Raw genomic sequence first — 20,600 nt, forward strand, 5'->3', positions numbered from 1 at the left:
AGCTCGCTTGACACCATGCTGCGACTTCGCGTCGGCCGTGTCAAGCATGCTTTACATGACGCTTAGAATGTCCAGGCCGCCCCGAGATGCACGCCCCGACCCGTCTCCGCATGGCGGCCGTGGCCCAGGCTGGCCGTGGCATCGGCGCAGGCGATCCATCGTTCGCCGAGTTCGAACGAGGCTCCCATGGCGAGATCCACACGGTGTCCCGCCCTTGCGGCGGGAAGGTGTTCGCCGGCCGCACGCACATGCGCGCCCGCATCGAAAGCCGCGCCATAGCGAAGATCGACATAGGGTGACCAGGCACGGAGCATCCGCCCCTCGGGGCGGAACGATATCGATGTCCTGGCACCGCCGCGAAGGGTGACGCGGCGAGGTGCGCCTATCGACACATCGATGCCGTCGCGATCGCGCATGCGTTCGGCGCCAAGGCGCTGCCAGAGGAGCGAGACGCCCGGTTCGACGAGCAGGCGTTCCGTCGGCCGCCAGCGAAAGGCGGAGGACACCATCGCCTCGTCGGTGGTCTCACGCATGCGCGGCAACACCTGACCGCGCAACGGTGTATGCACGTCGATGCGGTATCGGGTGTGGGCGTAGTACGAGGCAATGTCCCAGCCCCTTTCGCTGGTGAGCACCGCGTGCCACGCGATGCCTCGCGCCGTGGCACGCAGATCGCTCCGACCGTCCAAGGCGCGCGGCGTGGCGCGCACCGTGCCTGCGGATAGCGAGGCGCCGGTACGCAGCGTGGTGTCGCCGATGCGGTGGACGAGCAGGTCGCTTGCTACGTGCAGCCCGCGATCGACGCGCTGGTAAGCGATGCCGTCGTCGGTGCGCGGCGCACCGCGATACATGGCGTTGCCGCCGAACGTGCGGACGCGAAGGGCCGGCGCATCCAAGGGGGGCACGTCGGGGGAACGCAACGCGTCGATGGCGATGCGGCCATAACCGAACAGCGCATGGCCAAGCACGAGGTACGCGGGTACCTGCGGCACCAGCGCAGCGCGTGCCTTCGTGCCTGTGCGCACGCTTTGCAGCCGATAGTCCCAGTACCCACCGTTTTCTCCGACCAGCCGTTGCGCCGGATCGCTCGCTCCTGGGCCAAAGGCACGGAGCCGGTACTGCCATGGGCCCACAGCCACGTAGTCTCCGGCGAGATGGAAGGATTCGGCGCTAGCCGCGCCGGCGACCTGCACGACGCTGATGCCGTCGCCCGATCCGTTAGCGCCATCGCGCCCGGCGGTGTCCGCGCCGTGTCCCCCGACGTGTGTCACGTGCAAGGCGGTGCGCCCCACGGCATCGCCGCTGACGAGCAGGCGGTCCGTGGCCTGCCGGCGCAGCGTGCCGCCCGCGTCCAGGCGGGTTCCGAGAACGACCCCCGTGGCACCCGCTTCCGCGCGCCAGGTGCCCACACGCAGTGTGCGGAAGGCAGGATGTCCGCCGCCGATGTCGATGCGGCCGCCGCGTTCGAGCCGAACCGTGTCGACATCGCTGTTATCGGTCAGCGTCCAGATCGCGTGCTCCAGGGACAGCGCGGTCAAGCGGCTACCACGGCCATGCCATGCGCCTTCCACGAGGTTCACGTCGAGACGCCCCGTGCCGCCGCGCACGATGTCGCCGTCGATGCGACCGCCCATGGCATGTACCGAGAGGCCGGACGCGCCGCTTTCGATGCGACCGCGTACACGGGAGTGCGCCATTCGGACGACGGCCGCGCCTTCGCCTCGTTCAGGCGTGCGAACGGCGTGCCCCCCGGCGCCTTCGAGCAGGCTCCCGCGCAGGATCGCTTCACCGCTTTCGATAGAGAGCGCGATGGCACTGTTGCCGTTCGCGAACACCTGGCTACGTGTCGCCACGACACGCGAATCGCCCCAAACGGACAATGCCACGCCCTGCCGTCCGTCGACCCGCAGGGTGAGGCCATCGAACGCGAACTCGCTTTCGCGCCGCGCGACGATGCCGATGCCCGCGTCGCCCGGTACCTCGACCAGCGACCGTGACAGGTCCACCCTGGCCTTGCCCTGCGCCTGCACGCCGATGCCCCAGGGTCCGCTCACCCGCACGTGGCCACCCGCAAGGGATAGCCCGCCGCCATCGGAGACGAACGCGCCGAATGCGCGCTCGACAGTCGTGCCGCCGCCATCGTTGAAGAAGCCGGCACCCTCCGCATCGAGCGTGGCTTGCGCTTCCACGTGTACCGCCATGCTGCCGGGACCCGCGGTGCGCAGGATCTCGCCTGGATCGAGCGCCTCCGCGGTTTCGCTCGCTACGATGAGGCGGGCCGGATGCGCCCGAGCGGCTGCAGGCGCGGCCAGGACGGTGGCCATGGCGACGGCCATGGCACCGCGTGCAGGAGCGTTGGTAACCATGCGCCTTCCTTGCTCTGGGATCGGAGCAGGAAACGTTAGGCATCGGTGCCGACGGCGTATGTCGGATGGCTGCGCGACGAAAGTCGGAAGAGGGAATCAATCCTCGTCGCGCGACCAGCCACCACGTTTCGGTTTACCGCCTGGCTTGGGTCCGGACTTGCGCTTCAGACGTGCCTCGAGCGTTGCCGCCTGCTCTTCGCGCTCGTCGTGCAGCTTGAGGTAATTGCGCCAGCGCTGCGGCGACAGTTCGCCGGACGCGAGTGCCGCCTGGATCGCGCAACCGGGCTCGTTGCCATGGCTGCAATCGGCGAAACGGCATTGTGCGGCAAGCGCCTCGATGTCGGCGAACAGGTCGAGGTTTTCCTCGCCGGTGAGCTTCAACTCGCGCATGCCCGGCGTGTCGATGAGGCAACCGCCCGAGGGCAGGCTGAGCAGCGCCCGATGGGTAGTGGTGTGGCGGCCGCGGCTGTCGTGCGTACGCACGGCGCCGGTGGCCATGCGCTCCTCGCCAAGCAGCGTGTTCGTGAGGGTGGACTTGCCCGCGCCGGACGAGCCGACCAGCACGGCGCTCATGCCCGGCCCGAGATAAGGCGCCAGAAGGGCCACCGTGGCCGGGTCCTTCGCGTTGACGGCATGCACAGCGGCATCGGCGGGCAGGCGCGGAACGAGCGTGGCGATCGCGCCTTCCACATCGACGTCGGTATCCGCCTTGCCCAGCAGTACCACCGGCCGTGCGCCCGATCCTTCGACCAGGGTGAGGTACCGTTCGATGCGCGACGGATTGAAGTCGCCGTCCAGGCCGGTCAGCACCAGCACGTAATCGATGTTCGTGGCAATGATCTGCCGCTCGTAACGCTCGCCGGCCGCGGCGCGAGTGAGCACCGAGCGCCGAGGCAGCACCGTTTCGATCACCGGATGGCTGGCATGGTCCAGGAACACGAAGTCGCCCACGGCAGGCCGCAGCGAGGGATCCAGGCCACGCTTGAGGAACGGACCCGCGGGCTGGGCGTTGAAGGCCGTCGACCCATCGTGCACCTCGTAGCCGGCACGATGCTGCGCCACCACACGCACGAGGCGGCGTGGATCGTCGGGCAAGGCAGCGTCGCGCCAGCCGATGTGGCGCAGGCGCGCCAGGTCCGGGGAGTCGGTCATGGCGGAATTATGCCCGGTCGCAGGCTAGGGATGCTCTGACAAGTTATCGCAAGCACCATGACGCTGTTAGGATCGGGGCACGACCGCCGGGAGGGTCCGGCGCAGACAGTGGACGTACGCCGTGTCACCGATCAAGCCCAGCGCGCATCTTTCGGAGGTGCGTTACGAAATCCGGGGTGCGCTTACCCGCCGCGCGCGCGACATGGAGGCTGCCGGTCAGCCGATCATCAAGCTCAACATCGGCAACCCCGGTCGTTACGGCTTCGCCACACCGCCGCACCTGCGCGAAGCCATCGCCACGCACCTGGCCGACAGCGAGGCCTACGGCCACGAACAGGGCCTGGAAGAAGCCCGCGAAGCCATCGTCGCCCAGCAGCGCGCGCGCGGGGCCAGCCAGGTCGACGTCGAGCGCGTTTTCGTGGGCAACGGGGTCAGCGAGTTGATCGACATCTCGTTGCGCGCCTTGCTGCAGCCGGGCGACGAGGTGCTGCTGCCCAGCCCCGACTACCCCCTGTGGAGCGCGGCGACCATCCTCAACGACGGCAACCCGCGCTATTACCGCTGTCTGGCCGCGAACGGCCACCTCCCCGATCCGGAAGAGATCGACGCCCTCGTCGGCCCGCGCACGCGGGCACTGGTGCTGATCAATCCGAACAATCCCACGGGCGCCGTGTATCCGGCCGCCCTGCTGGAGCGCATCGTGGAGGTCGCGCGCCGGCACGGGCTGTTGCTGCTCTGCGACGAGATCTACGACGAGATTCTTTACGACGGCGCCCCCTTCCAGCCGCTGGCGGCCGTCGCGGGCGACCATCCCTGCGTGAGCTTCGGCGGCCTGTCCAAGGTGCATCGCGCCTGCGGCTACCGGGTGGGCTGGATGAGCCTTTCCGGCGACCCCGCGCGCACCGCCGAATATCGCGACGCATTGCAGCTGCTTGCCGCGCTGCGCCTGTGCGCCAACGTCACCGCGCAGTGGGCCGTGCGCCCCGCCCTGCTCGACAAGCCCACCATCGGCGAACTCACCGCGCCGGGCGGCCGCCTGCACGAGGCCCGCCGCATCGTCCTCGAAGGCGTGGCGGCCAGTCCGTTCCTCGACGTGGTGGCGCCCGGTGGCGCGATCTACGCGTTCCCGCAGGTGCGTGCGGAAGCACTCGCGCATTTCGACGACACCGCGTTCGCCCTGCGCCTGCTCGAGGAAGAAAGCGTCCTCCTCGTGCCCGGTACCAGTTTCAATCTTTCTGCCAGCCGGCACCTGCGCCTCACGCTGTTGCCGGAGCCCGCGCAACTTCGGGACGTATTCGTCCGCATCGATCGCGTGCTGGGCCGCATGGCCGCGGAAGCCGAACCCGCCGCCAGCGCGGTCGCCTGATCCATGGCAAAGGCGACGTTCCTCGCCCTCGGCGACTCCTACACCATTGGCGAGGGCGTGGAAGAAGCCGACCGCTGGCCGGTACAGCTCGTCGCGCGGCTTGGCGAGCTTGGTATCGCGGTGGAAGCGCCCCGCATCGTCGCCACCACCGGCTGGACCACCGACGAACTGTCGGCGGCGATGGATGCCGCCACGCTCGGCGATCGATACGACCTGGTGACGCTGCTGATCGGCGTGAACAACCAATATCGCGGGCGGCCGGCCGACGAGTATCGGCAGCCATTCCTTGCCCTGCTCCGGCGTGCCGTGGCGCTCGCCGGCGATCCGCGACGTGTCGTGGTCGTCTCCATTCCCGATTGGGGCGTCACCGCCTTCGCAGAAGGCCGCGACCGCGCCGCCATCGCCCGCGACATCGACGCGTTCAACGCCATCGCCCGCGAAGAGACGATCCGCATGCACGCGCGATGGGGCGATGTGACACCCGCCTCGCGCGAAGCCGGAGCCAAGCCGGACATGCTGGTGGACGATGGGCTGCATCCTTCGGGCAAGCAGTACGCGGCGTGGTTGAAGGCGATCCTGCCGGAAGCCAGGGCCGCCGTGGCCTTGCCCCTGTAGGAGCCGCCATGGCGGCGAGAGTATGGCCTCAGGAGTCGAGGTTGCAGCTTCGCCGCTTCGTTGGCTTCTCGCCGCTATAGCGGCTCCCACAGGGTTGGTTCGCAACACCCTTGCAACATCGCCGCCATGCCCCGGTTACCTCGCATCCCGACACTGACGACCCGGGACAACCCCGGGAACCGATGCCATGGCGAAGCTCACCTGCCGCAGCGCCTTCATCTCCGACGTGCACCTCGGCACGCCCGATTGCAAGGCTGCATACCTCCTCGACTTCCTTCGCAACGTCGATTGCGAGCGGCTCTACCTCGTCGGCGACATCGTCGATCTGGAAGCGCTCGCGAAACGCCACTGGTGGCATCCCGACCACACCGCGGTCCTCGCCGAATTCGTCGCCCTGGCGGCACGCGGCGTGGAAGTGATCTACATCCCCGGCAACCACGACTGCCAGATGCGCGGCCTTGTCGGCTCCAGCATCGCGGGTGTCCGCGTGGAACTGGACGCCATTCACGAGGGCGCCGACGGCCGCCGCTACCGGGTCAGCCATGGCGACGAGTTCGACCCCGAACACGTCGGGCGGCGCTGGATCGCGTGGCTGGGCGATACCCTGCATCGCTTCATCTGCTGGGCCAACCGCCGCGTGCATGCCGTGCGCTCGCGCCTGGAGCTGCCCTATCTCCCGCTTTCGATCATCCTGAAGTCGCACGTGGGCGCCGCACTGGCCTACATCCGCGACTACGAACAGCGCGTGGCTCGCGACGCGGCGGAGCGAGGGCTCGACGGCCACATCTGCGGCCACATCCATTTCGGGCACGTGCGGCCGATGGATGGGATCCTCTACCTGAACGACGGCGACTGGGTCGAGCATTGCACCGCCCTCGTCGAGGACTTCACGGGCGCCATGGAACTGATCCACTGGACCGACCGCGTGACGCCCCTGGGGCGGGCCAGCCGGGAGACGGTACTCCCCTCGCCGGAGGCCGTCCTGGGCTTCGCTCCGCTGGTGGACTGCCGGACCGACCTGTCCGGATTGCGGGGCGCCGAGGTCGCCGTCCCCGGTTGAATCCGGGGCGAATGGGCCCATGTGCGAGGGATGCCGTTAAAATGGCCCCCTTCCTTCCCGCGGTGACCCCCATGGCCCTCGATACACCCACCCGCGAGCGCATCGAATCCCTGCTCGGCCAGCACGACGTCGTGCTGTTCATGAAGGGCACGCGCCAGCAGCCGATGTGCGGATTCTCCGCCGCGGCGATCAATACCCTGAACGACGTGGTTCCCACCTACCACACGGTGAACGTGCTGGAAGACCCGGAGATCCGCGAGGGCATCAAGGAATTCGGCCAGTGGCCCACCATTCCGCAGCTCTATGTGAAGGGCGAACTGATCGGCGGCTCGGACATCATCCGCCAGATGTACACCAGCGGTGAGCTTTACACCCTGTTCGGCGCCCCGGCGCCGGATCGCACGCCGCCGGAGATCACCATCACCGAGAAGGCCGCCGAGGCCATCCGCGGCGGCATGGCGAATGCGCAGGGCATGGCGTTGCATCTCGAGATCGGCCCCGACCACAGCGCCGGTTTCCAGCTCGCGCCGGCGGGCGACCACGACATCGTGACGGTGGCGAGCGGTATCGAAGTGCACTTCGATCCGGGTAGCGCGGCTCGCGCCAAGGGCATCGTCATCGACTGGGTTTCCACCGTGCAGGGCGAAGGCCTCAGCCTGAAGTTTCCTGGCTCCGTCGAGATCGGCTCGCTGAGCGTGCAGGACCTGAAGGCGAAGCTCGATGCGGGCGACGTGGTGCTGGTCGACACGCGCCCCGCGCAGAACCGCGCGATGGTTGCCCCCATCGAAGGTGCGCGCATCCTCGAGAACGAAGGCTACGAAGCCCTGGCGCAGTTGCCGAAAGACACCCCCATCGCCTTCATCTGCAACGTGGGCGCCTCCAGCCGCGCCGCGGCCGAACGCTTTGCAGCGCACGGCTTCACGCAGGTCTTCAACGTGGAAGGCGGCATGGATGCGTGGATGCGAGAGATCGGCGCCTAAGGTTTCGAGCAATCGCGGTAAAGCAAAGCGGCGTTCTTTTCGGGGCGCCGCTTTTTTTTGGATTCTTCATACATTACGGGGCAGCAGAGGTTTCGAGTCGACGCCTGTGGTTTCCACGGGCTCGTCTCGGCGTCCGCGAGCCTGGAGTCGCCAAAGCGCTATGCACCGTAGCGTTTCGCATGGGCCCTTGGTGTCCACCCTCGCTGCTCAGACAGGTCCTCCGCGTTCGAAAAGGATGGCCGCTGCCGCGGCCCATGTTCTTATCGGCCTTCGGCCGCTCACTTGTGCGGAACTCGCCTCGAGGGTGGACACCAAGGACCCTTCCGGGCGGTGCGGGCGCGTGATGGGAGAGCGGCGGGCGTCCGAGGCGACGGCCTGCGCGAGCGATGCTCGAGGCGCGGCAGGGGGTCGCCACAAGGAATTCTCCCGAAGTCACGAAAGACCTGACCGAGGCTCGCGGGGTGTGATGAGGCGATGCAATCCCGCTCGCAGCGGCTGCCGTCTTCGGCCCTGTCGGCTCTCCCGACACGGCACCTCATGTATCGGGAGAGTCTTCGGTGTCCACCCTCGAGGCGAGTTCCGCACAAGTGAGCGGCCGAAGGCCGATAAGAACATGGGCCGCGTCAGCGGCCCCTCGTTTACGAACGCGGAGGACCTGTCTGAGCAGCGAGGGTGGACACCGAAGACTCTGGCCCTACCGTCCGAGCAACGGCGGCGCCAGCCGCTGGCCCCATGCATTCGCCTTTGGCGAATGAACCTTATCGCATCGCTTCGGCCTCTTTCTCGCCGCGCAGCGCGCCGGCACGGCCCGGGGCTTGGGCGAGTGCCGTCTTGAATGCCGCCAGTGCGGGCCCCGGTTGCTTCTGCGCGAGCAACAGCTCGCCAAGTTGCTCGCGCGCGGGAATGATCGGTCCCGGCGTCACGGGGCGTTTCTCCACCCTGTCTTCCTGTTCCGCCGCCTCGGTCATCAGGGCCACGGCGGCCGTGCCTTCGCCGCTGGCGTAGGTGGCCCACGCCTTCACTTCGGAGGCGAGGACGCCGGTCTGCACGGACCAATAGTCATCGCCCGATGCCTTGAGCTGGGCCTGGATCTGGTCGAGGCGCCTGGCCTGGGCGCGAGCTTCTTCGGCATGGCCCGTGCGTGCGAGACCGACACCCTTTGCCCACACCGCGATGGCGGCAACCGACGCGGGAGCGCCGGCTGGTGGCGCGATCGTCGCAGCCTCGTTCCATCGTCCTTGTTCGACGATCTCGCGAATCGGCATGGCCGTCACGGGATAGGCGACGCCGAAGTCGTCCATGTCCAGGTCGCGCATGGCCTTCAACTCGCCGATGACCTCCCGCGCTTCCCGGTCCCTGCCGGTCTGCATGTACGCGTAGACGAGGTAATCCATCGCATGCACCTCGCCCATGGTGTCGCCCTGCTCGCGCGCGGCTTTCTTCGATGCGAGGTTGGAGCGGATCGAATCGTCCCACAGGCCAAGCCGGGTGAAGATGTGCGAGGGCATGTGCAGCGCATGCGGCGCCGAGGGCGCGATGTCGGCGTACTTTCGCGCCGCCGGCAGGCCGCGTTGCGCCAGCTCGGCGCTGTCACAAGCATGGATCAGGTAGTGCGCGATGCCGGGATGCTCCGGATGCGCACGGAATAGCGGGTCGAGAATGGCGATGGCCTGCTTCTGCTTCGCGTGTGTCTTGTCGGCCATCGACGCGTTCGACAGCAGGGCTACCGCGTAGAACACCTGTGCTTCGACATCGTCGGGATAGTCGCGCGCCACGCCGGCCATCGCCTGCTCGTAGTCGAGCGTGCGCTGCGCGGCCTTGACCTCGCCGGCTGCATAGAGCCGCCCCAGCGCATGGATGTATGCCTGCTCCCGCGGCGACGCGTTGGCCGCGAGCCGCGCTGCCGTACGGGCCTCCGCCTGTCCTCGGGCCATCGTGTCGGACGGCAAGGCCGGCGACCATACCGGATGGAAGAAAACCATCGCGATGCCCCAGTGGCCCATGGCGCATGTCGGGTCCTTCGCCACGACACCTTCGAAAGCCTGTCGCGCCGCGGCGTAGGCGAACGAATGCAGAAGCGCCACGCCGCGATTGAACGATGCCTGCACCGACGGTGCGCAGGAGGTGGGAAACGACACGTCGCCCAGCTTCTCGGGCGCACCGTGGTCGTGCATCTCCTGGGCCTGGGCGGCGGTCGCCGCGAACAGCGACAGGGCGAGGAAGCGCAGGAAACCGGTCATGTCAGACTCCGTTCGACGGTCATCGCGTGTCCGCGGGAACGTTGGAATCTACGCCCGTCCGGCGCACCTGCCCATCGGCAGAATGGCCGATGGCGGCGCTGTGCCTTTATCCCTTATCGGGAGACGAGAACGATCAGGGTCGCGGCCTCCACCATCTCGACCAGGGCGCCGGCCGTGTCGCCGGTGAAACCGCCGAGTCGGCGGAGCACGGTGCGGCGCCACAACCAGCCGGCGGCGAGCGCGGCGAGGAACGCGACCAGGCCCAACTTGCCGAAACACAGCGGCGATAACGCTGCCATGGCCAGCGCCACACGGCAGCCGGTGGCCGGGGCGCCGCGCAGCGGGTCGCCCAGGCCGCCCACGCGGACATAGGGGGTGGTGAGGAACCACGCGACGATCGCGGCGCGCCCAAGGAAGGGCGGCAAGACGAGCAACCAGGGATCGGCAAGCGTCGCGAGTGCCGAGAACTTCAGCAACAACACCAGCACGAGCGCAACGACGCCCGCGGGGCCGCTGCGCGGGTCCTTCATGATGGAGAGCGTGCGGTCGCGGTCCCCCATGCCGCCGATCCAGGCATCGGCACTGTCGGCGAGGCCGTCGAGGTGCAACGCACCGGTGAGTGCGACCCACGCCACGAGAACCACCGCCGCCGCCGGAATCGACGGAAGCACGGTCCACGACAGCGCTGCTGCGCCCGCCAGCAGCCCACCGAGCACGACACCCACCAGCGGATACCACTTGAGCGAACCGGCCTGCGCCCCCGGCAGGAACTCGATCCGAGGCACGGGCAAGCGGGTGAGGAAGCCGAATGCGATGAGCAGGCCCCGCATCACGCCCCCGACGAGCGGATGGCTTCGCGTGCCGCCGCAACGCGCCGCCAGGCCAGGGAATGCAGCGAAGCATGCGGCACGTCGATGCCCGCCATGTCGCCGAAATCGCGGCCCTCGGCCATGCAACGCAGTAGCCGGATCGCGCCGCCGTGCGTCACCACCAGCACGCGTGCCGACGATGCTTCCACTGCCACATCGTCGAGCGCTTCCGAGAGCCGCGCACGAAATGCGCCGAACGTTTCGCCTCCGGGCGGCGGATAGGCGACCGGATCGCGCCAGAAGCGTCCCAGCGCTTCGCCTTCGCGTTCGGCGATGGTTTCGATGGGAACGCCCTGCCATGCGCCGAAATGGTATTCGACGAGGCGCGCATCGATGCGCAACGGCAAGCCGCGGCGTTCCGAAAGCTCCCTGGCGAACGCGGCGCAACGCGACAGCGACGACGACACCACATGATCCCACGCCATGCCTTCGACGGCCTCGCGCAGCTGCCGCCAGCCCAGTGCCGACAGCGGATCGTCCAGTTGTCCGCGGTAACTGCGCTGCGCGGTGTCGCCATGCCGGAGTAGATGGATGCTCATGCTTCCGACACTCCCGCCTCGGCGAAGGTCGCCATCGATCCGTGCAACGCGCAAGCCAGACGCAGCAACGGCACAGCCACGGCCGCACCGCTGGCTTCACCCAGGCGAAGGTGCAGGTCGAGCAGGGGCTCCGCCGCCAGCGCTTCCAGCACGCGTGCATGGCCGCGCTCCTGCGAGCGGTGCGCGAAGATCAGCCACGGCCGTGCATCCGGACGCAGCGCCACCGCGGCGAGCGCCGCCACGCTGGCGATGAAGCCGTCGACGAGAACGGGCAGGCCTCGTTGCGCCGACGCGATGAACGCGCCGGCCAGTGCCGCGATTTCGAATCCACCGAGCCGGCGCAGCCATTCCCTTGGTGTGGCGGCACCCGCGTGCAGGTCGAGGGCACGCGCGATCGCGCTCGCCTTGCGCGCCACACCGTCCGCGTCCAGGCCGGTGCCCGCGCCGGTCAACGTTACCGCGGATTCGCCGAGCAGTGCGCAAGCGAGCGCGGTGGCGGCGGTCGTGTTGCCGATGCCCATCTCGCCGCCGATATAGATATCCGTACCCATGGCAACGGCATCGGCGGCGCTGGCGACACCCGCGGCCAGGGCCGCTTCGAGTTGCGCCTCGGTCATGGCGGGGCCCGTGCAGAAGTTCGCCGTGGATGCGGCGATGACATGACGACGCACGCCGGATATCTCCCCCGGATCGTTCACCGTGCCCAGGTTCACCACTTCGAGCGTCGCCTGCAGCTCGCGCGCGAGCACGGCGATCGCCGCACCGCCACGGGCGAAATTGCGCAGCATCTCGCCCGTCACCGCCTGTGGAAATGCCGAAACGCCTTCCGCCGCCACGCCGTGGTCTGCCGCGAACACGGCGATGCGCACGCGTGCCGCGCTTGGCCGTGCGCTTCCCTGCAAGCCTGCCAATTGGATCGCCAGTGCTTCGAGCCTGCCCAGCGATCCGGGCGGCTTCGTAAGCGTGTCCTGCCGTGCGGCGGCCGCATCGGCGGCGGTCTGGTGCGGTACGCGGCAGGGGCTCGCGAGCCAGTCGTTCATGGAGGCGTTCCTTTGAGGGTCAGGGGCAGGCCCGCGGCAACGAAGACGACACGGTCGCATCGCCGCGCAAGGGACTGGTGAAGCCGGCCCGCTTCGTCGACGAAGCGGCGGGTGAGTTCGCCCAGCGGCGTGATGCCGAGGCCCACCTCGTTGCTGACGAAGCAGACGTCGCCGGGCAAAGTGGCCACGCCGCGCAGCAGCGCGTCGCGTTCCGTCTCGAAGCGTGTGGCGTCCTTCGCACCGAGAAGGTTGGAAAGCCACAGGGTGAGGCAATCGACGATGACGAAGCGGCCGTCGCGCGCATGGCGGAGCAGCGTATCGGCGAGCGCGAGCGGTTCCTCGACGAGCCCCCACTCCGCCGGACGGCGCGAGCGGTGATGCGCGATGCGCTCGCTCATCTCGCCGTCGAGCGCCTGCGCAGTGGCGACGTAAAGCACCTCGCGGCCGCTCTCGATGGCGAGCCTTTCCGCCAGGGCGCTCTTGCCCGAACGCGCGCCGCCGAGGACGAGACTCAGCATGGCGGCAAACCGAAAAGCGATGCGAGCATGGTCGTGTCCATATGTGCGTCGACGGTGTCCGCCAGGCGGTCGAAGGTCGCCTCGCGCAGGGCGAGGAGGTCAAGCGGCGCCGCACGGTCGAGGCCCGCGTCGCCAAGCAAGGCCGCGAGCGCGTCCGGGGCATCGAAAAGACCATGCAGGTAGGTTCCGAGCACACGGCCGTCGTCGGATCGCGCGCCGTCGCTGCGCCCGTCGTCCAGTTGCACCGCCGGTATCGTCATGCCGGGACCGGTGCTCACGCCGCAGTGGATCTCGTAGCCGGTGACGGTCGCGCCGCCCGGCAGCAGGTGGCCACGGACATTGCGCAATTGCTTCGTCGGCGCCAGCGTGGTTTCGAGGTCGAGCAGGCCCAGGCCTTCGTCCGAACCCGCCGCGCCCTCGATGCCTTCAGGATCGTGCACGGCACGACCCAGCATCTGCATGCCGCCACAGATGCCTATGACCTTGCCGCCGTAACGAACGTGGCGAAGAATCGCCCTGTCCCAGCCTTGCGCACGCAACCATGCAAGGTCCGCGCGGGTGGACTTCGAACCCGGCAGCACCACGAGGTCGCAGGCCGGAAAGGTTTCGCCCGGTCCGACGAACAGGCATTCCACTTCCGGGTGCAGGCGCAGGGCGTCGAGGTCGGTGTGGTTGCTTATGCGGGGCCACGCCGGCACGGCCACGCGCAAGCGTGCCCCTTCGTTCGCTTCGCGGGATCGCGGCAGCGCGTCCTCCGCCTCGAGCACCAGTCCGTGTAGATAGGGGAGCACGCCGAGCACCGGCTTTCCCGTCTCCCGCTCCAGCCAGTCGAGCCCCGGCTGCAGCAATGCGATGTCGCCGCGGAAGCGATTGACGACGAAACCGACGACACGCGCCCTCTCGCTCTCGGACAGCAGTGCCAGCGTTCCCACGAGGTGGGCGAAGACGCCACCACGATCGATATCGGCGACCAGGATCACCGGACAATCCACCGCCTCCGCATACCCCATGTTGGCGATGTCGCGGTCGCGCAGGTTGATCTCGGCCGGACTGCCCGCGCCTTCCACCACGACGGCGGCATACCGCGACACCAGGCGCGCATGCGACGCCAGCACCGCGTCCATCGCCACGCGCTTGTAGGCGTGGTAGCCCACGGCGTCCATGTTTCCCACGGCGCGGCCATGCACGATCACCTGCGCACCGGTGTCGCTGTTCGGCTTCAACAGCACGGGATTGAAATCGGTGTGCGGCGCCACGCCTGCTGCCTGCGCCTGTACGGCCTGCGCCCGTCCGATCTCCCCGCCGTCCACCGTCACGGCGGAATTGAGCGCCATGTTCTGCGGCTTGAACGGAGCGACAGCCACGCCGCGGCGGCGCAGCCAGCGGCACAGGGCGGCCACCACCGTGCTCTTGCCGGCGTCCGACGTGCACCCCTGCACCATGACGACGCGCGCGCTCATGCAAGCACCGCCGCGAGGGCCCGGTCCAGCCGCGCGAATGCCTCGTCGTCGCCCGGCAAGCCGAAGCGCAAAGCCTGCGGGTTGTCGAAGTGGCGCACGAGGATGGCCTGTTCGGCCAGTGCATGCTGCAGCGCGCATGCCTCGGCATGCACACGGTAATGGAAGAACTCGCAGCCACCGGACGGCGACAGGCCATGCTTCGTCAGGAGGTTCGCCAGTCGCGACGAATCCTCGCGAAGCCGTATCCGCGCCGACGCATGCCACGTGCGGTCGGACAGCGCCTGCGCCACCACATGACGCGTGGGGCCGGTCAGCGTCCACGGCCCAAGCGTTTCGGCCAATGCATCGAGCAGGCCGGGCCAGGCAACGACGAAACCGGCACGCGCACCGGCGAGCCCGAAGAACTTCCCGACCGAACGCAGCACGATGATTCCCTCGCGCACGTGGGGTGCGAGACTCTGCTCCGGCCGCCCGTCGATGAACGCCTCGTCCACGACGAGCCACGGCTTTCCTGTAGGAGCCGTTTCAGCGGCGGTGGGTGCTCGCGGCGGCCTGGCCCGCTGCCGCGGGATCGCCGCTGAAGCGGCTCCCACAGATACTGCCCTAGTCTGGAGAGCCAGGAGGGCTTCCATGTCCGGGCAGTCACCCGTCGGGTTGTTCGGGCGGATCAGCACGACGACATCGAACTCGCCCGCTCGCGCGAGCAATGCATCCATGGGCAACGTCACCACGTCATGCCCTGCCTGCCGCCACGCGTGCGCGTGCTCGGCGTATCCGGGTTGGACCACCGCCACGCGCGAGGGCGGACGCAGGCGTGGCAGCGCGGCAATGGCTGCCTGCGAACCGGCCACGGGCAGAACATGCCGTGCACCGTAGTACGTACGCGCCGCTTCGAGGAGTGCATCGTCGTCTTCGGGGAGCCGGTGCCATGCCGCCGGCGGTATCGGCGGAACGGGCCAGGCATGAGGACTCACGCCCGTCGAGAGATCGAGCCATGCCTCGCGTGGAATGCCGTAGTCGCGAACCGCGCGCCCAAGGCGTCCGCCATGCTCAAGCATGGGCCGCGACTCCGATGACGACGGCAACGGCCATCCATGCGACGGTGCCGCGATCCACCAGCCGCAGCGCGCGCAGGATGTCGTTCGCAACGGGCGCATTGCCTTCGCCGAGCACGGGCCGTTCCTCCCAACGGCCGTGGTACGGCGCGGCGCCACCCAGCCGCACGCCGAGCGCGCCGGCGCCCGACGCCATCACCGGTCCGGCGTTAGGGCTGTCCCACGAGGGAGCTTGCCGGCACCAGCAGCGAATGGCCTTCGCGAAGTCGCCAAGGCACGCATAGGTGAGCGCCGTGAGCCGCGCGGATGGATACCCGAGCAGATCGTCCGCGCGCGCGGCCGCCCAACCGAAACGCTCGTACCGTGGCGTTCGATAGCCCCACATGGCGTCCAGCGTGTTAGCCAGGCGAAAGAGCAGCACGCCCGGGCCGCCCAGCAACGCGAACCAGAACAAGGCGCCAAACACGGCATCGTGTCCGTTCTCCAGCACGGATTCCGTCGCGGCGGCGGCCACCTGACCCGCATCGAGTGCTTCGGTATCGCGGCTCACCATGCGGCCCACCGCGTGCCGTGCCGCGTCAAGGTCGCCGTCGGACAAGGCTCGCGCGACTGGCCGAGCATGATCGGCAAGGCTCCGGCGGCCGATCGCGAGATAGGCCACCGACACATCGAGAGCGAAAACCACGGCGGCGGGCAACGCGGCGCGCAGCATACAGAACACACCGACCGGAACGAGCACGGCCGTGCACCACGCGAGGGCGCCCGCGGCGCGCGTGTCGGCATAGATCTTCGTCTCCACCCAGGTCACGAAGCGACCGAAGCCGATCAGCGGGTGATAGCGCCGCGGCTCGCCCAGGATGGCGTCCAGGATGAGCGCCAGCGGCATGCCCAGCGCTGGTGTCATGGCAGGAACAGTCGCGCGGCGCCGTCCGCGTTCGAGGGGAAGTAGAAATGCACGAAGCTCGCCGTCATGCGCCCGTGACGGTACACGCTTTCCGCCGTGGGCCCACCATGCGGATTCGTGGCTTTCGCCAGCGGTTCGGCGCGGATGTCCGCCTTCGCATAGTGGAAGGAGTGGCCGCGCAAGATGCCTTCGGGGAGACGGGCTTCCTGCATGCCCAGCGCGACCATCCGCGGCTGCACCGTGGCGCTACCCGGCAACAGGCCCGCCATGTCGCCCTCGCGGCCCCCGCGGTCCGCCAGCCGGTCCAGGGCGTAGAGCAATCCGCCGCATTCGGCGAGCAGCGGAAGTCCGGCGGCCACGTGCGCGTGCAGGTCACGACGCAGGAAATGGTTGGCCGCGAGTGCGTCGAGATGCAGTTCCGGATAGCCACCCGGCAGCCAGACGGCATCGCAGGCAGGCAGGGCTTCGCCGGCCACGGGCGAGAAGAACGTGAGTGCCGCACCGGCCGCGCGCAGTGTGTCGAGGTTGGCCTGGTAGATGAATGCGAAAGCTGCATCGCGTGCGATGGCGATCCGCACACCTTCGAGCAGGCGCACGCTCGCAGCGGCCGGCGGTGCCGTGAACGCCACGGCCGGTGGAAGCGCAGTCACCCCTTGCGCGAGCCATGCATCCGCGAGCGCATCCAGGCGTGCGTCGATATCGGCCAGCTCGCCCGCCGCGACGAGGCCGAGGTGCCGCTCCGGCAGCGCCATGGCCGCGTCCCGCGGCAATGCGCCGTACCAGTCGATGCCCGGTGGCAGGCTGCCGCGGAGCAGCTCGGCGTGGTAAGCGCTGCCGACGCGATTCGCGAGTACCCCGCTCAACACCAGATCGCGCCGGTAGCCGGCAAGGCCCTGCGCAAGCGCGCCGAAAGTCTGCGCCATGGCGCTGCCGTCGATCACGGCCATGACCGGCAAGCCGTGCGCGACGGCGAGATCGGCGCTGGACGGCGCCCCGTCGAACAGACCCATGACACCCTCGACCAGGATGAGGTCCGCTTCGCCGGCAGCGTCATACAGCCGTGCACGCACGTCGTCCGCGCCGCCCATCCACGGGTCGAGCTGGTATACCGGCGCGCCGCTCGCGCGCTCCAGGATCATCGGGTCGAGAAAGTCGGGTCCGGTCTTGAACACGCGCACACGGCGCCCCTGGCGCACATGCGCTCGTGCGAGTGCCGCCGTGACGCTCGTCTTGCCCTGTCCCGAGGCCGGGGCGGACACAAGGAGCGCGGAGCAGTGCCGGGTCACAGTTCGACACCCTTTTGCGCGCGGATGCCCGCCTGGTAGGCATGCTTGACCACGCGCATCTCCGTGACCGTGTCCGCCGCGTCGACGAGGGCATCGGGCGCGCCGCGCCCGGTTACGACCACGTGTTGCCGTTCGGGGCGCGTGGCGATGGCGTGCAGCACGCGGTCGAGCGGTATGTAGTTTTTCACGAGGGCGATATTGAGCTCGTCGAGCAACACGAAGTCGTAGGACGCATCGCCGAGCATGCGCTCGGCTTCCTGCCACGCGGCCATGGCTGCCGCGATGTCGCGCGCCTTGTCCTGGGTTTCCCAGGTATAGCCCTCGCCCATCACGTGGTAGTCGAGTGGGCCGTCTTCGAACATGCGGAAGAACGCCTCCTCGCCCGTGGAGAAACTTCCCTTGATGAATTGCACCACGCCGCAGCGAAAACCATGACCGAGCGACCGCGCCAGCATACCGAAACCGGACGAGCTCTTGCCCTTGCCGTTACCGGTATTCACCACCAGTACGCCGCGGTCGATCGTGGCCCGCGCGATGCGCCGGTCGATCAGCTCCTTCTTGCGGCGCATGCGGTCGCGGTGGCGTGCATCCTCGTCCATGTCCTGCCACGGCGCGGCGCCGCTCATGCCCGTGCGGTCCTGCCGTCGCCGGCGCGGGGGGCGAAGCGGAACACCAGGGCCTGGATCGCCTGTGCAACCAGCACGTAACCCGCCGCGGCACGAACGAACAACGGCGCCCATTGGGCGAAGCGTTGCACGTACTGGGCCATGTTCGGGTCGGTATAGCGCCCGCCCAGCCAATAGAAGGCACCGTTGGACACTGCGTACGACAACGTGGCGCTGACCAGGATGCCGGCGAATACAGTGACATGCGAAGCCAGGCTTCCGTCATAGCGCGGCGCGAGCAGACGGCCGGCATACCAGAGCACGGCGTACGCGAGCGGCATGAACGAGTACGCGATCGTGATGCAGAAGTCGCTTACCCCCGCATAGCGGATCGAATACCAGTCCACCAGCACCGAGAGGACGACAAAGCCCACGAAGGCGAGATGCTTGCGCAGATAGATGCCACCCAGGAAGAACAGTGCCATCGACGCGTCCGGCAGGTGCAGTGCATCGCCGAAGTGGTGAAAGCGGGTTGCGATCATGACCATGGCGAAGATCGCGGCGACGGCAGTGAACATGGGGCGGGACAACGGTTTCATGACGGACTCTCCCAGGGTGGGCGGATCAGGAACGCGGCTGGTAACGCAGCGTGAGCAGCCAGTTGCGGCCGGGTTGATTGAAGTAGCGGGCCGTTTCGTAGTGGCGGTCGAACACGTTGTTCGCCGACAGCTCCACCTTCCACGCGTCTGCAAAGGCGTAGGCCGCGCGCAGGTCGGTAAGGGCGTACCCACCGAGGCGGTTGGCATTCGCGGTGTCGTCGTAGCGGTAGCTGAAGCCCGAGACGCTGGCACCGATGCTCAACGGGCCAAAGCTGCGGTCCGCGTCGAGGCGTGCCGTGCGGCGCGCACGTCGGGGAAGCAGGTTGCCGTCGGTGGGGCCGTCGCTTTCGTCCTCCGGTTGCAGCCACGTAGCGTTACCCGACAGGCGCCACGCGCCCAGCGTGGTGTCGCCCGCCAGCTCCACGCCACGGATACGCGACCGGGCGATGTTGTTCGCTCCCCCGAACGGAAACAGCGGTCCGCTCAAGCTCGAGTCGAAGACGATGAGGTTATCGATCCTGTTCTGGAAGGCGTTGACCGACCAGTTGCCCCAGCCCGGCGTACCGCGCAGGCCCAGCTCCCAGTTCCGGGAGGTTTCGGGGCCGAGGTCGGGGTTGCCGTAGTCGGGGTAATACAGATCGTTGAACGTCGGCGCCTTGAATGCCGTGCCGTAGCTGCCGGTCACGCGCAGGCTCTTCGTCAGCGCATAGCCGTACTGGAGGCTGCCGGTGGTCTTGCCGCCGAACTGGCTGTTCTCGTCGCGACGCAGGCTCGCTTGCACGGAGTTGTCGCCGAATTCGCCCTGCCATTGCGCGAACAGTGCGTGGTTGCGGCGTGCGTCGACGAGGTAATCGGTGCTGCCGACCACGCGGTCGCGCTGCCAGTCGAAGCCGAGCGTGGTGAGTCCGGTGTTGCTGGACACACGACCAATGTCCGCCTGCAACGACGCCACGTCGCGATGCGTGTTGAACGCATCGGCGTAGATGCCGTCTTCGTAATCGGTGGAAAGGTCTTCGCTGCGGCCGACGTTGGCCGTGACCACGACGTCTCGGGCCGGCCTATAGCGCAACCGGCCGCCGAGCACCTGCGTCGCCGACTCCGCGAAGTTGCTGCTGGTACCGTCGTAATGGTTGCGGCCTTCGGTGCGCGTGGCAGTCGCGTCGGCGTCCCATTGCTCGTCAAAACGCCAGCCGCCCTTCAGGGACAAGGCATTGTTGCGATAGCCGTCCTTGTCGGGCTCGTAGGTGAAGCAACCGCCGCCGCGCGGGCTGGGCTTGCCGCGACAGGCGTTGATCCCGTCGGTCTGGTCGTGGCTGGCCTCCACCGAGTACCAGCCCTGTGTGCCGCGGCCCGCGAATCCGGCGGAACCGCGCAAGGTGTCGTAGCTGCCCACGCCGATGGAGGCATTCGGCACGAAGGCACCTTCGGGATGGCGCGTGAATATCTGGATGACGCCACCAAGGGCGTCGGAGCCGTACAGGCTCGAGTACGGACCGCGCACGATCTCGATGCGCTCGATCTGGTCGACCGGAATGTCCTGGAAGGCGGCGGTGCCGGACGTGGCCGATCCGACCTTCACGCCGTCCACCAACACGAGCACGTGGTCCGCTTCGGTGCCTCGCATGAACACGGAGGTCGCCTTGCCCGGGCCGCCGTTGTTGGCGATCGACACGCCCGGCGTGCTGCCCAGCAAGTCGGCCAGCGAGCGCGGCTGCAGGCGCTCGATGTCGGCACGGTCGAGCACCGTGGAGGCGGCCAGTACCTGATTCAGCGACTGCTCGGTGCGGCTGGCGGTGACGACGACCGAATCCATGTCGGTGGAAGCCCCGTCCGCGAACGACACGGCGGGCACGAGAAAAACCGTCGCGATAGCGAGCGCGAGGGTGGAAGAACGAAACGACACGTGGTGACTCCCTGCTGACCGCGCCGACCCGCGCGGCATGAAT

At 68.3% G+C, this 20,600-nt stretch carries 18 protein-coding genes; 4 read left to right on the forward strand and 14 right to left on the reverse strand.

Annotation, left to right across the window (positions count from 1 at the left end):
* Positions 1 to 62: 62 nt before the first annotated feature.
* A complete protein-coding gene (locus FHS47_RS13075) occupies positions 63 to 2,366 on the reverse strand; it encodes an autotransporter outer membrane beta-barrel domain-containing protein (RefSeq protein ID WP_167028581.1) in 2,304 nt (767 codons plus the stop codon).
* Positions 2,367 to 2,462: 96 nt separating this feature from the next.
* On the reverse strand, positions 2,463 to 3,518 hold the full coding sequence (rsgA, locus tag FHS47_RS13080; RefSeq protein ID WP_167028585.1) for a ribosome small subunit-dependent GTPase A: 1,056 nt from the start codon (positions 3,516 to 3,518) through the stop codon (positions 2,463 to 2,465).
* 121 nt (positions 3,519 to 3,639) lie between these two features.
* On the opposite strand from rsgA, the gene FHS47_RS13085 reads away from it, so the two are divergent.
* The 4 genes from FHS47_RS13085 (at position 3,640) to grxD (ending at position 7,539) form a co-directional block, all read left to right on the forward strand.
* Positions 3,640 to 4,884, forward strand: a complete 1,245-nt coding sequence (locus tag FHS47_RS13085) for an aminotransferase class I/II-fold pyridoxal phosphate-dependent enzyme (RefSeq protein WP_167028588.1) — start codon at positions 3,640 to 3,642, stop codon at positions 4,882 to 4,884.
* Between the two features lie 3 nt (positions 4,885 to 4,887).
* Positions 4,888 to 5,499 carry a GDSL-type esterase/lipase family protein gene (locus FHS47_RS13090; protein ID WP_167028591.1) on the forward strand — a complete coding sequence of 204 codons (612 nt, stop codon included), beginning with the start codon at positions 4,888 to 4,890 and terminating at the stop codon, positions 5,497 to 5,499.
* A 187-nt stretch (positions 5,500 to 5,686) separates the two neighbouring features.
* Positions 5,687 to 6,559: a UDP-2,3-diacylglucosamine diphosphatase gene (locus FHS47_RS13095; protein WP_167028594.1), complete on the forward strand. Its 873-nt coding sequence runs from the start codon at positions 5,687 to 5,689 to the stop codon at positions 6,557 to 6,559.
* Positions 6,560 to 6,630: 71 nt separating this feature from the next.
* The gene (gene grxD / locus FHS47_RS13100; RefSeq protein WP_167030122.1) at positions 6,631 to 7,539 is read left to right on the forward strand and encodes a Grx4 family monothiol glutaredoxin; all 909 of its coding nucleotides are present in this window, start codon (positions 6,631 to 6,633) and stop codon (positions 7,537 to 7,539) included.
* 758 nt (positions 7,540 to 8,297) lie between these two features.
* On the opposite strand, the gene FHS47_RS13105 is transcribed toward grxD, so the two are convergent.
* The 12 genes from FHS47_RS13105 to btuB form a co-directional block, all read right to left on the reverse strand.
* Complete coding sequence (locus tag FHS47_RS13105; RefSeq protein WP_167028597.1) at positions 8,298 to 9,779, reverse strand: hypothetical protein; 1,482 nt, start codon at positions 9,777 to 9,779, stop codon at positions 8,298 to 8,300.
* A gap of 113 nt (positions 9,780 to 9,892) precedes the next feature.
* Positions 9,893 to 10,612: an adenosylcobinamide-GDP ribazoletransferase gene (locus FHS47_RS13110; RefSeq protein ID WP_167028600.1), complete on the reverse strand. Its 720-nt coding sequence runs from the start codon at positions 10,610 to 10,612 to the stop codon at positions 9,893 to 9,895.
* Positions 10,609 to 11,187, reverse strand: coding sequence for a histidine phosphatase family protein (locus FHS47_RS13115; protein WP_167028603.1), 579 nt, complete (start codon positions 11,185 to 11,187; stop codon positions 10,609 to 10,611). The genes FHS47_RS13110 and FHS47_RS13115 overlap by 4 nt, the downstream gene beginning before the upstream one ends.
* Positions 11,184 to 12,227: a nicotinate-nucleotide--dimethylbenzimidazole phosphoribosyltransferase gene (gene cobT / locus FHS47_RS13120; RefSeq protein ID WP_167028606.1), complete on the reverse strand. Its 1,044-nt coding sequence runs from the start codon at positions 12,225 to 12,227 to the stop codon at positions 11,184 to 11,186. The genes FHS47_RS13115 and cobT overlap by 4 nt, the downstream gene beginning before the upstream one ends.
* On the reverse strand, positions 12,224 to 12,745 hold the full coding sequence (gene cobU, locus FHS47_RS13125) for a bifunctional adenosylcobinamide kinase/adenosylcobinamide-phosphate guanylyltransferase (RefSeq protein ID WP_167028609.1): 522 nt from the start codon (positions 12,743 to 12,745) through the stop codon (positions 12,224 to 12,226). The genes cobT and cobU overlap by 4 nt, the downstream gene beginning before the upstream one ends.
* Positions 12,739 to 14,205, reverse strand: coding sequence for a cobyric acid synthase (locus tag FHS47_RS13130; protein ID WP_167028612.1), 1,467 nt, complete (start codon positions 14,203 to 14,205; stop codon positions 12,739 to 12,741). The genes cobU and FHS47_RS13130 overlap by 7 nt, the downstream gene beginning before the upstream one ends.
* A complete protein-coding gene (locus tag FHS47_RS13135) occupies positions 14,202 to 15,263 on the reverse strand; it encodes a threonine-phosphate decarboxylase (RefSeq protein WP_167028615.1) in 1,062 nt (353 codons plus the stop codon). The genes FHS47_RS13130 and FHS47_RS13135 overlap by 4 nt, the downstream gene beginning before the upstream one ends.
* Positions 15,256 to 16,164, reverse strand: a complete 909-nt coding sequence (gene cbiB / locus FHS47_RS13140; RefSeq protein WP_167028618.1) for an adenosylcobinamide-phosphate synthase CbiB — start codon at positions 16,162 to 16,164, stop codon at positions 15,256 to 15,258. Before cbiB ends, FHS47_RS13135 begins: the two co-directional genes overlap by 8 nt.
* Positions 16,161 to 17,450 carry a cobyrinate a,c-diamide synthase gene (locus FHS47_RS13145; protein ID WP_208381996.1) on the reverse strand — a complete coding sequence of 430 codons (1,290 nt, stop codon included), beginning with the start codon at positions 17,448 to 17,450 and terminating at the stop codon, positions 16,161 to 16,163. The genes cbiB and FHS47_RS13145 overlap by 4 nt, the downstream gene beginning before the upstream one ends.
* Complete coding sequence (gene cobO / locus FHS47_RS13150; RefSeq protein ID WP_167030128.1) at positions 17,447 to 18,049, reverse strand: cob(I)yrinic acid a,c-diamide adenosyltransferase; 603 nt, start codon at positions 18,047 to 18,049, stop codon at positions 17,447 to 17,449. The genes FHS47_RS13145 and cobO overlap by 4 nt, the downstream gene beginning before the upstream one ends.
* Before the next feature lie 23 nt (positions 18,050 to 18,072).
* On the reverse strand, positions 18,073 to 18,654 hold the full coding sequence (locus FHS47_RS13155) for a hypothetical protein (RefSeq protein ID WP_167028622.1): 582 nt from the start codon (positions 18,652 to 18,654) through the stop codon (positions 18,073 to 18,075).
* A 25-nt stretch (positions 18,655 to 18,679) separates the two neighbouring features.
* On the reverse strand, positions 18,680 to 20,557 hold the full coding sequence (gene btuB, locus FHS47_RS13160; protein WP_208381998.1) for a TonB-dependent vitamin B12 receptor: 1,878 nt from the start codon (positions 20,555 to 20,557) through the stop codon (positions 18,680 to 18,682).
* Positions 20,558 to 20,600: the final 43 nt, after the last annotated feature.

Source organism: Luteibacter sp. SG786, assembly GCF_011759605.1.
In the GTDB taxonomy this organism is placed as follows: domain Bacteria; phylum Pseudomonadota; class Gammaproteobacteria; order Xanthomonadales; family Rhodanobacteraceae; genus Luteibacter.

Coding starts and splice junctions, on each gene's coding strand:
- FHS47_RS13075 (WP_167028581.1), bottom strand. CDS start 2,366: ATGGTTACCAACGCTCCTGCACGCGGTGCCATGGCCGTCGCCATGGCC.
- rsgA (WP_167028585.1), bottom strand. CDS start 3,518: ATGACCGACTCCCCGGACCTGGCGCGCCTGCGCCACATCGGCTGGCGC.
- FHS47_RS13090 (WP_167028591.1), top strand. CDS start 4,888: ATGGCAAAGGCGACGTTCCTCGCCCTCGGCGACTCCTACACCATTGGC.
- FHS47_RS13095 (WP_167028594.1), top strand. CDS start 5,687: ATGGCGAAGCTCACCTGCCGCAGCGCCTTCATCTCCGACGTGCACCTC.
- grxD (WP_167030122.1), top strand. CDS start 6,631: ATGGCCCTCGATACACCCACCCGCGAGCGCATCGAATCCCTGCTCGGC.
- FHS47_RS13105 (WP_167028597.1), bottom strand. CDS start 9,779: ATGACCGGTTTCCTGCGCTTCCTCGCCCTGTCGCTGTTCGCGGCGACC.
- FHS47_RS13115 (WP_167028603.1), bottom strand. CDS start 11,187: ATGAGCATCCATCTACTCCGGCATGGCGACACCGCGCAGCGCAGTTAC.
- cobT (WP_167028606.1), bottom strand. CDS start 12,227: ATGAACGACTGGCTCGCGAGCCCCTGCCGCGTACCGCACCAGACCGCC.
- cobU (WP_167028609.1), bottom strand. CDS start 12,745: ATGCTGAGTCTCGTCCTCGGCGGCGCGCGTTCGGGCAAGAGCGCCCTG.
- FHS47_RS13130 (WP_167028612.1), bottom strand. CDS start 14,205: ATGAGCGCGCGCGTCGTCATGGTGCAGGGGTGCACGTCGGACGCCGGC.
- FHS47_RS13135 (WP_167028615.1), bottom strand. CDS start 15,263: ATGCTTGAGCATGGCGGACGCCTTGGGCGCGCGGTTCGCGACTACGGC.
- cbiB (WP_167028618.1), bottom strand. CDS start 16,164: ATGACACCAGCGCTGGGCATGCCGCTGGCGCTCATCCTGGACGCCATC.
- cobO (WP_167030128.1), bottom strand. CDS start 18,049: ATGGACGAGGATGCACGCCACCGCGACCGCATGCGCCGCAAGAAGGAG.
- FHS47_RS13155 (WP_167028622.1), bottom strand. CDS start 18,654: ATGAAACCGTTGTCCCGCCCCATGTTCACTGCCGTCGCCGCGATCTTC.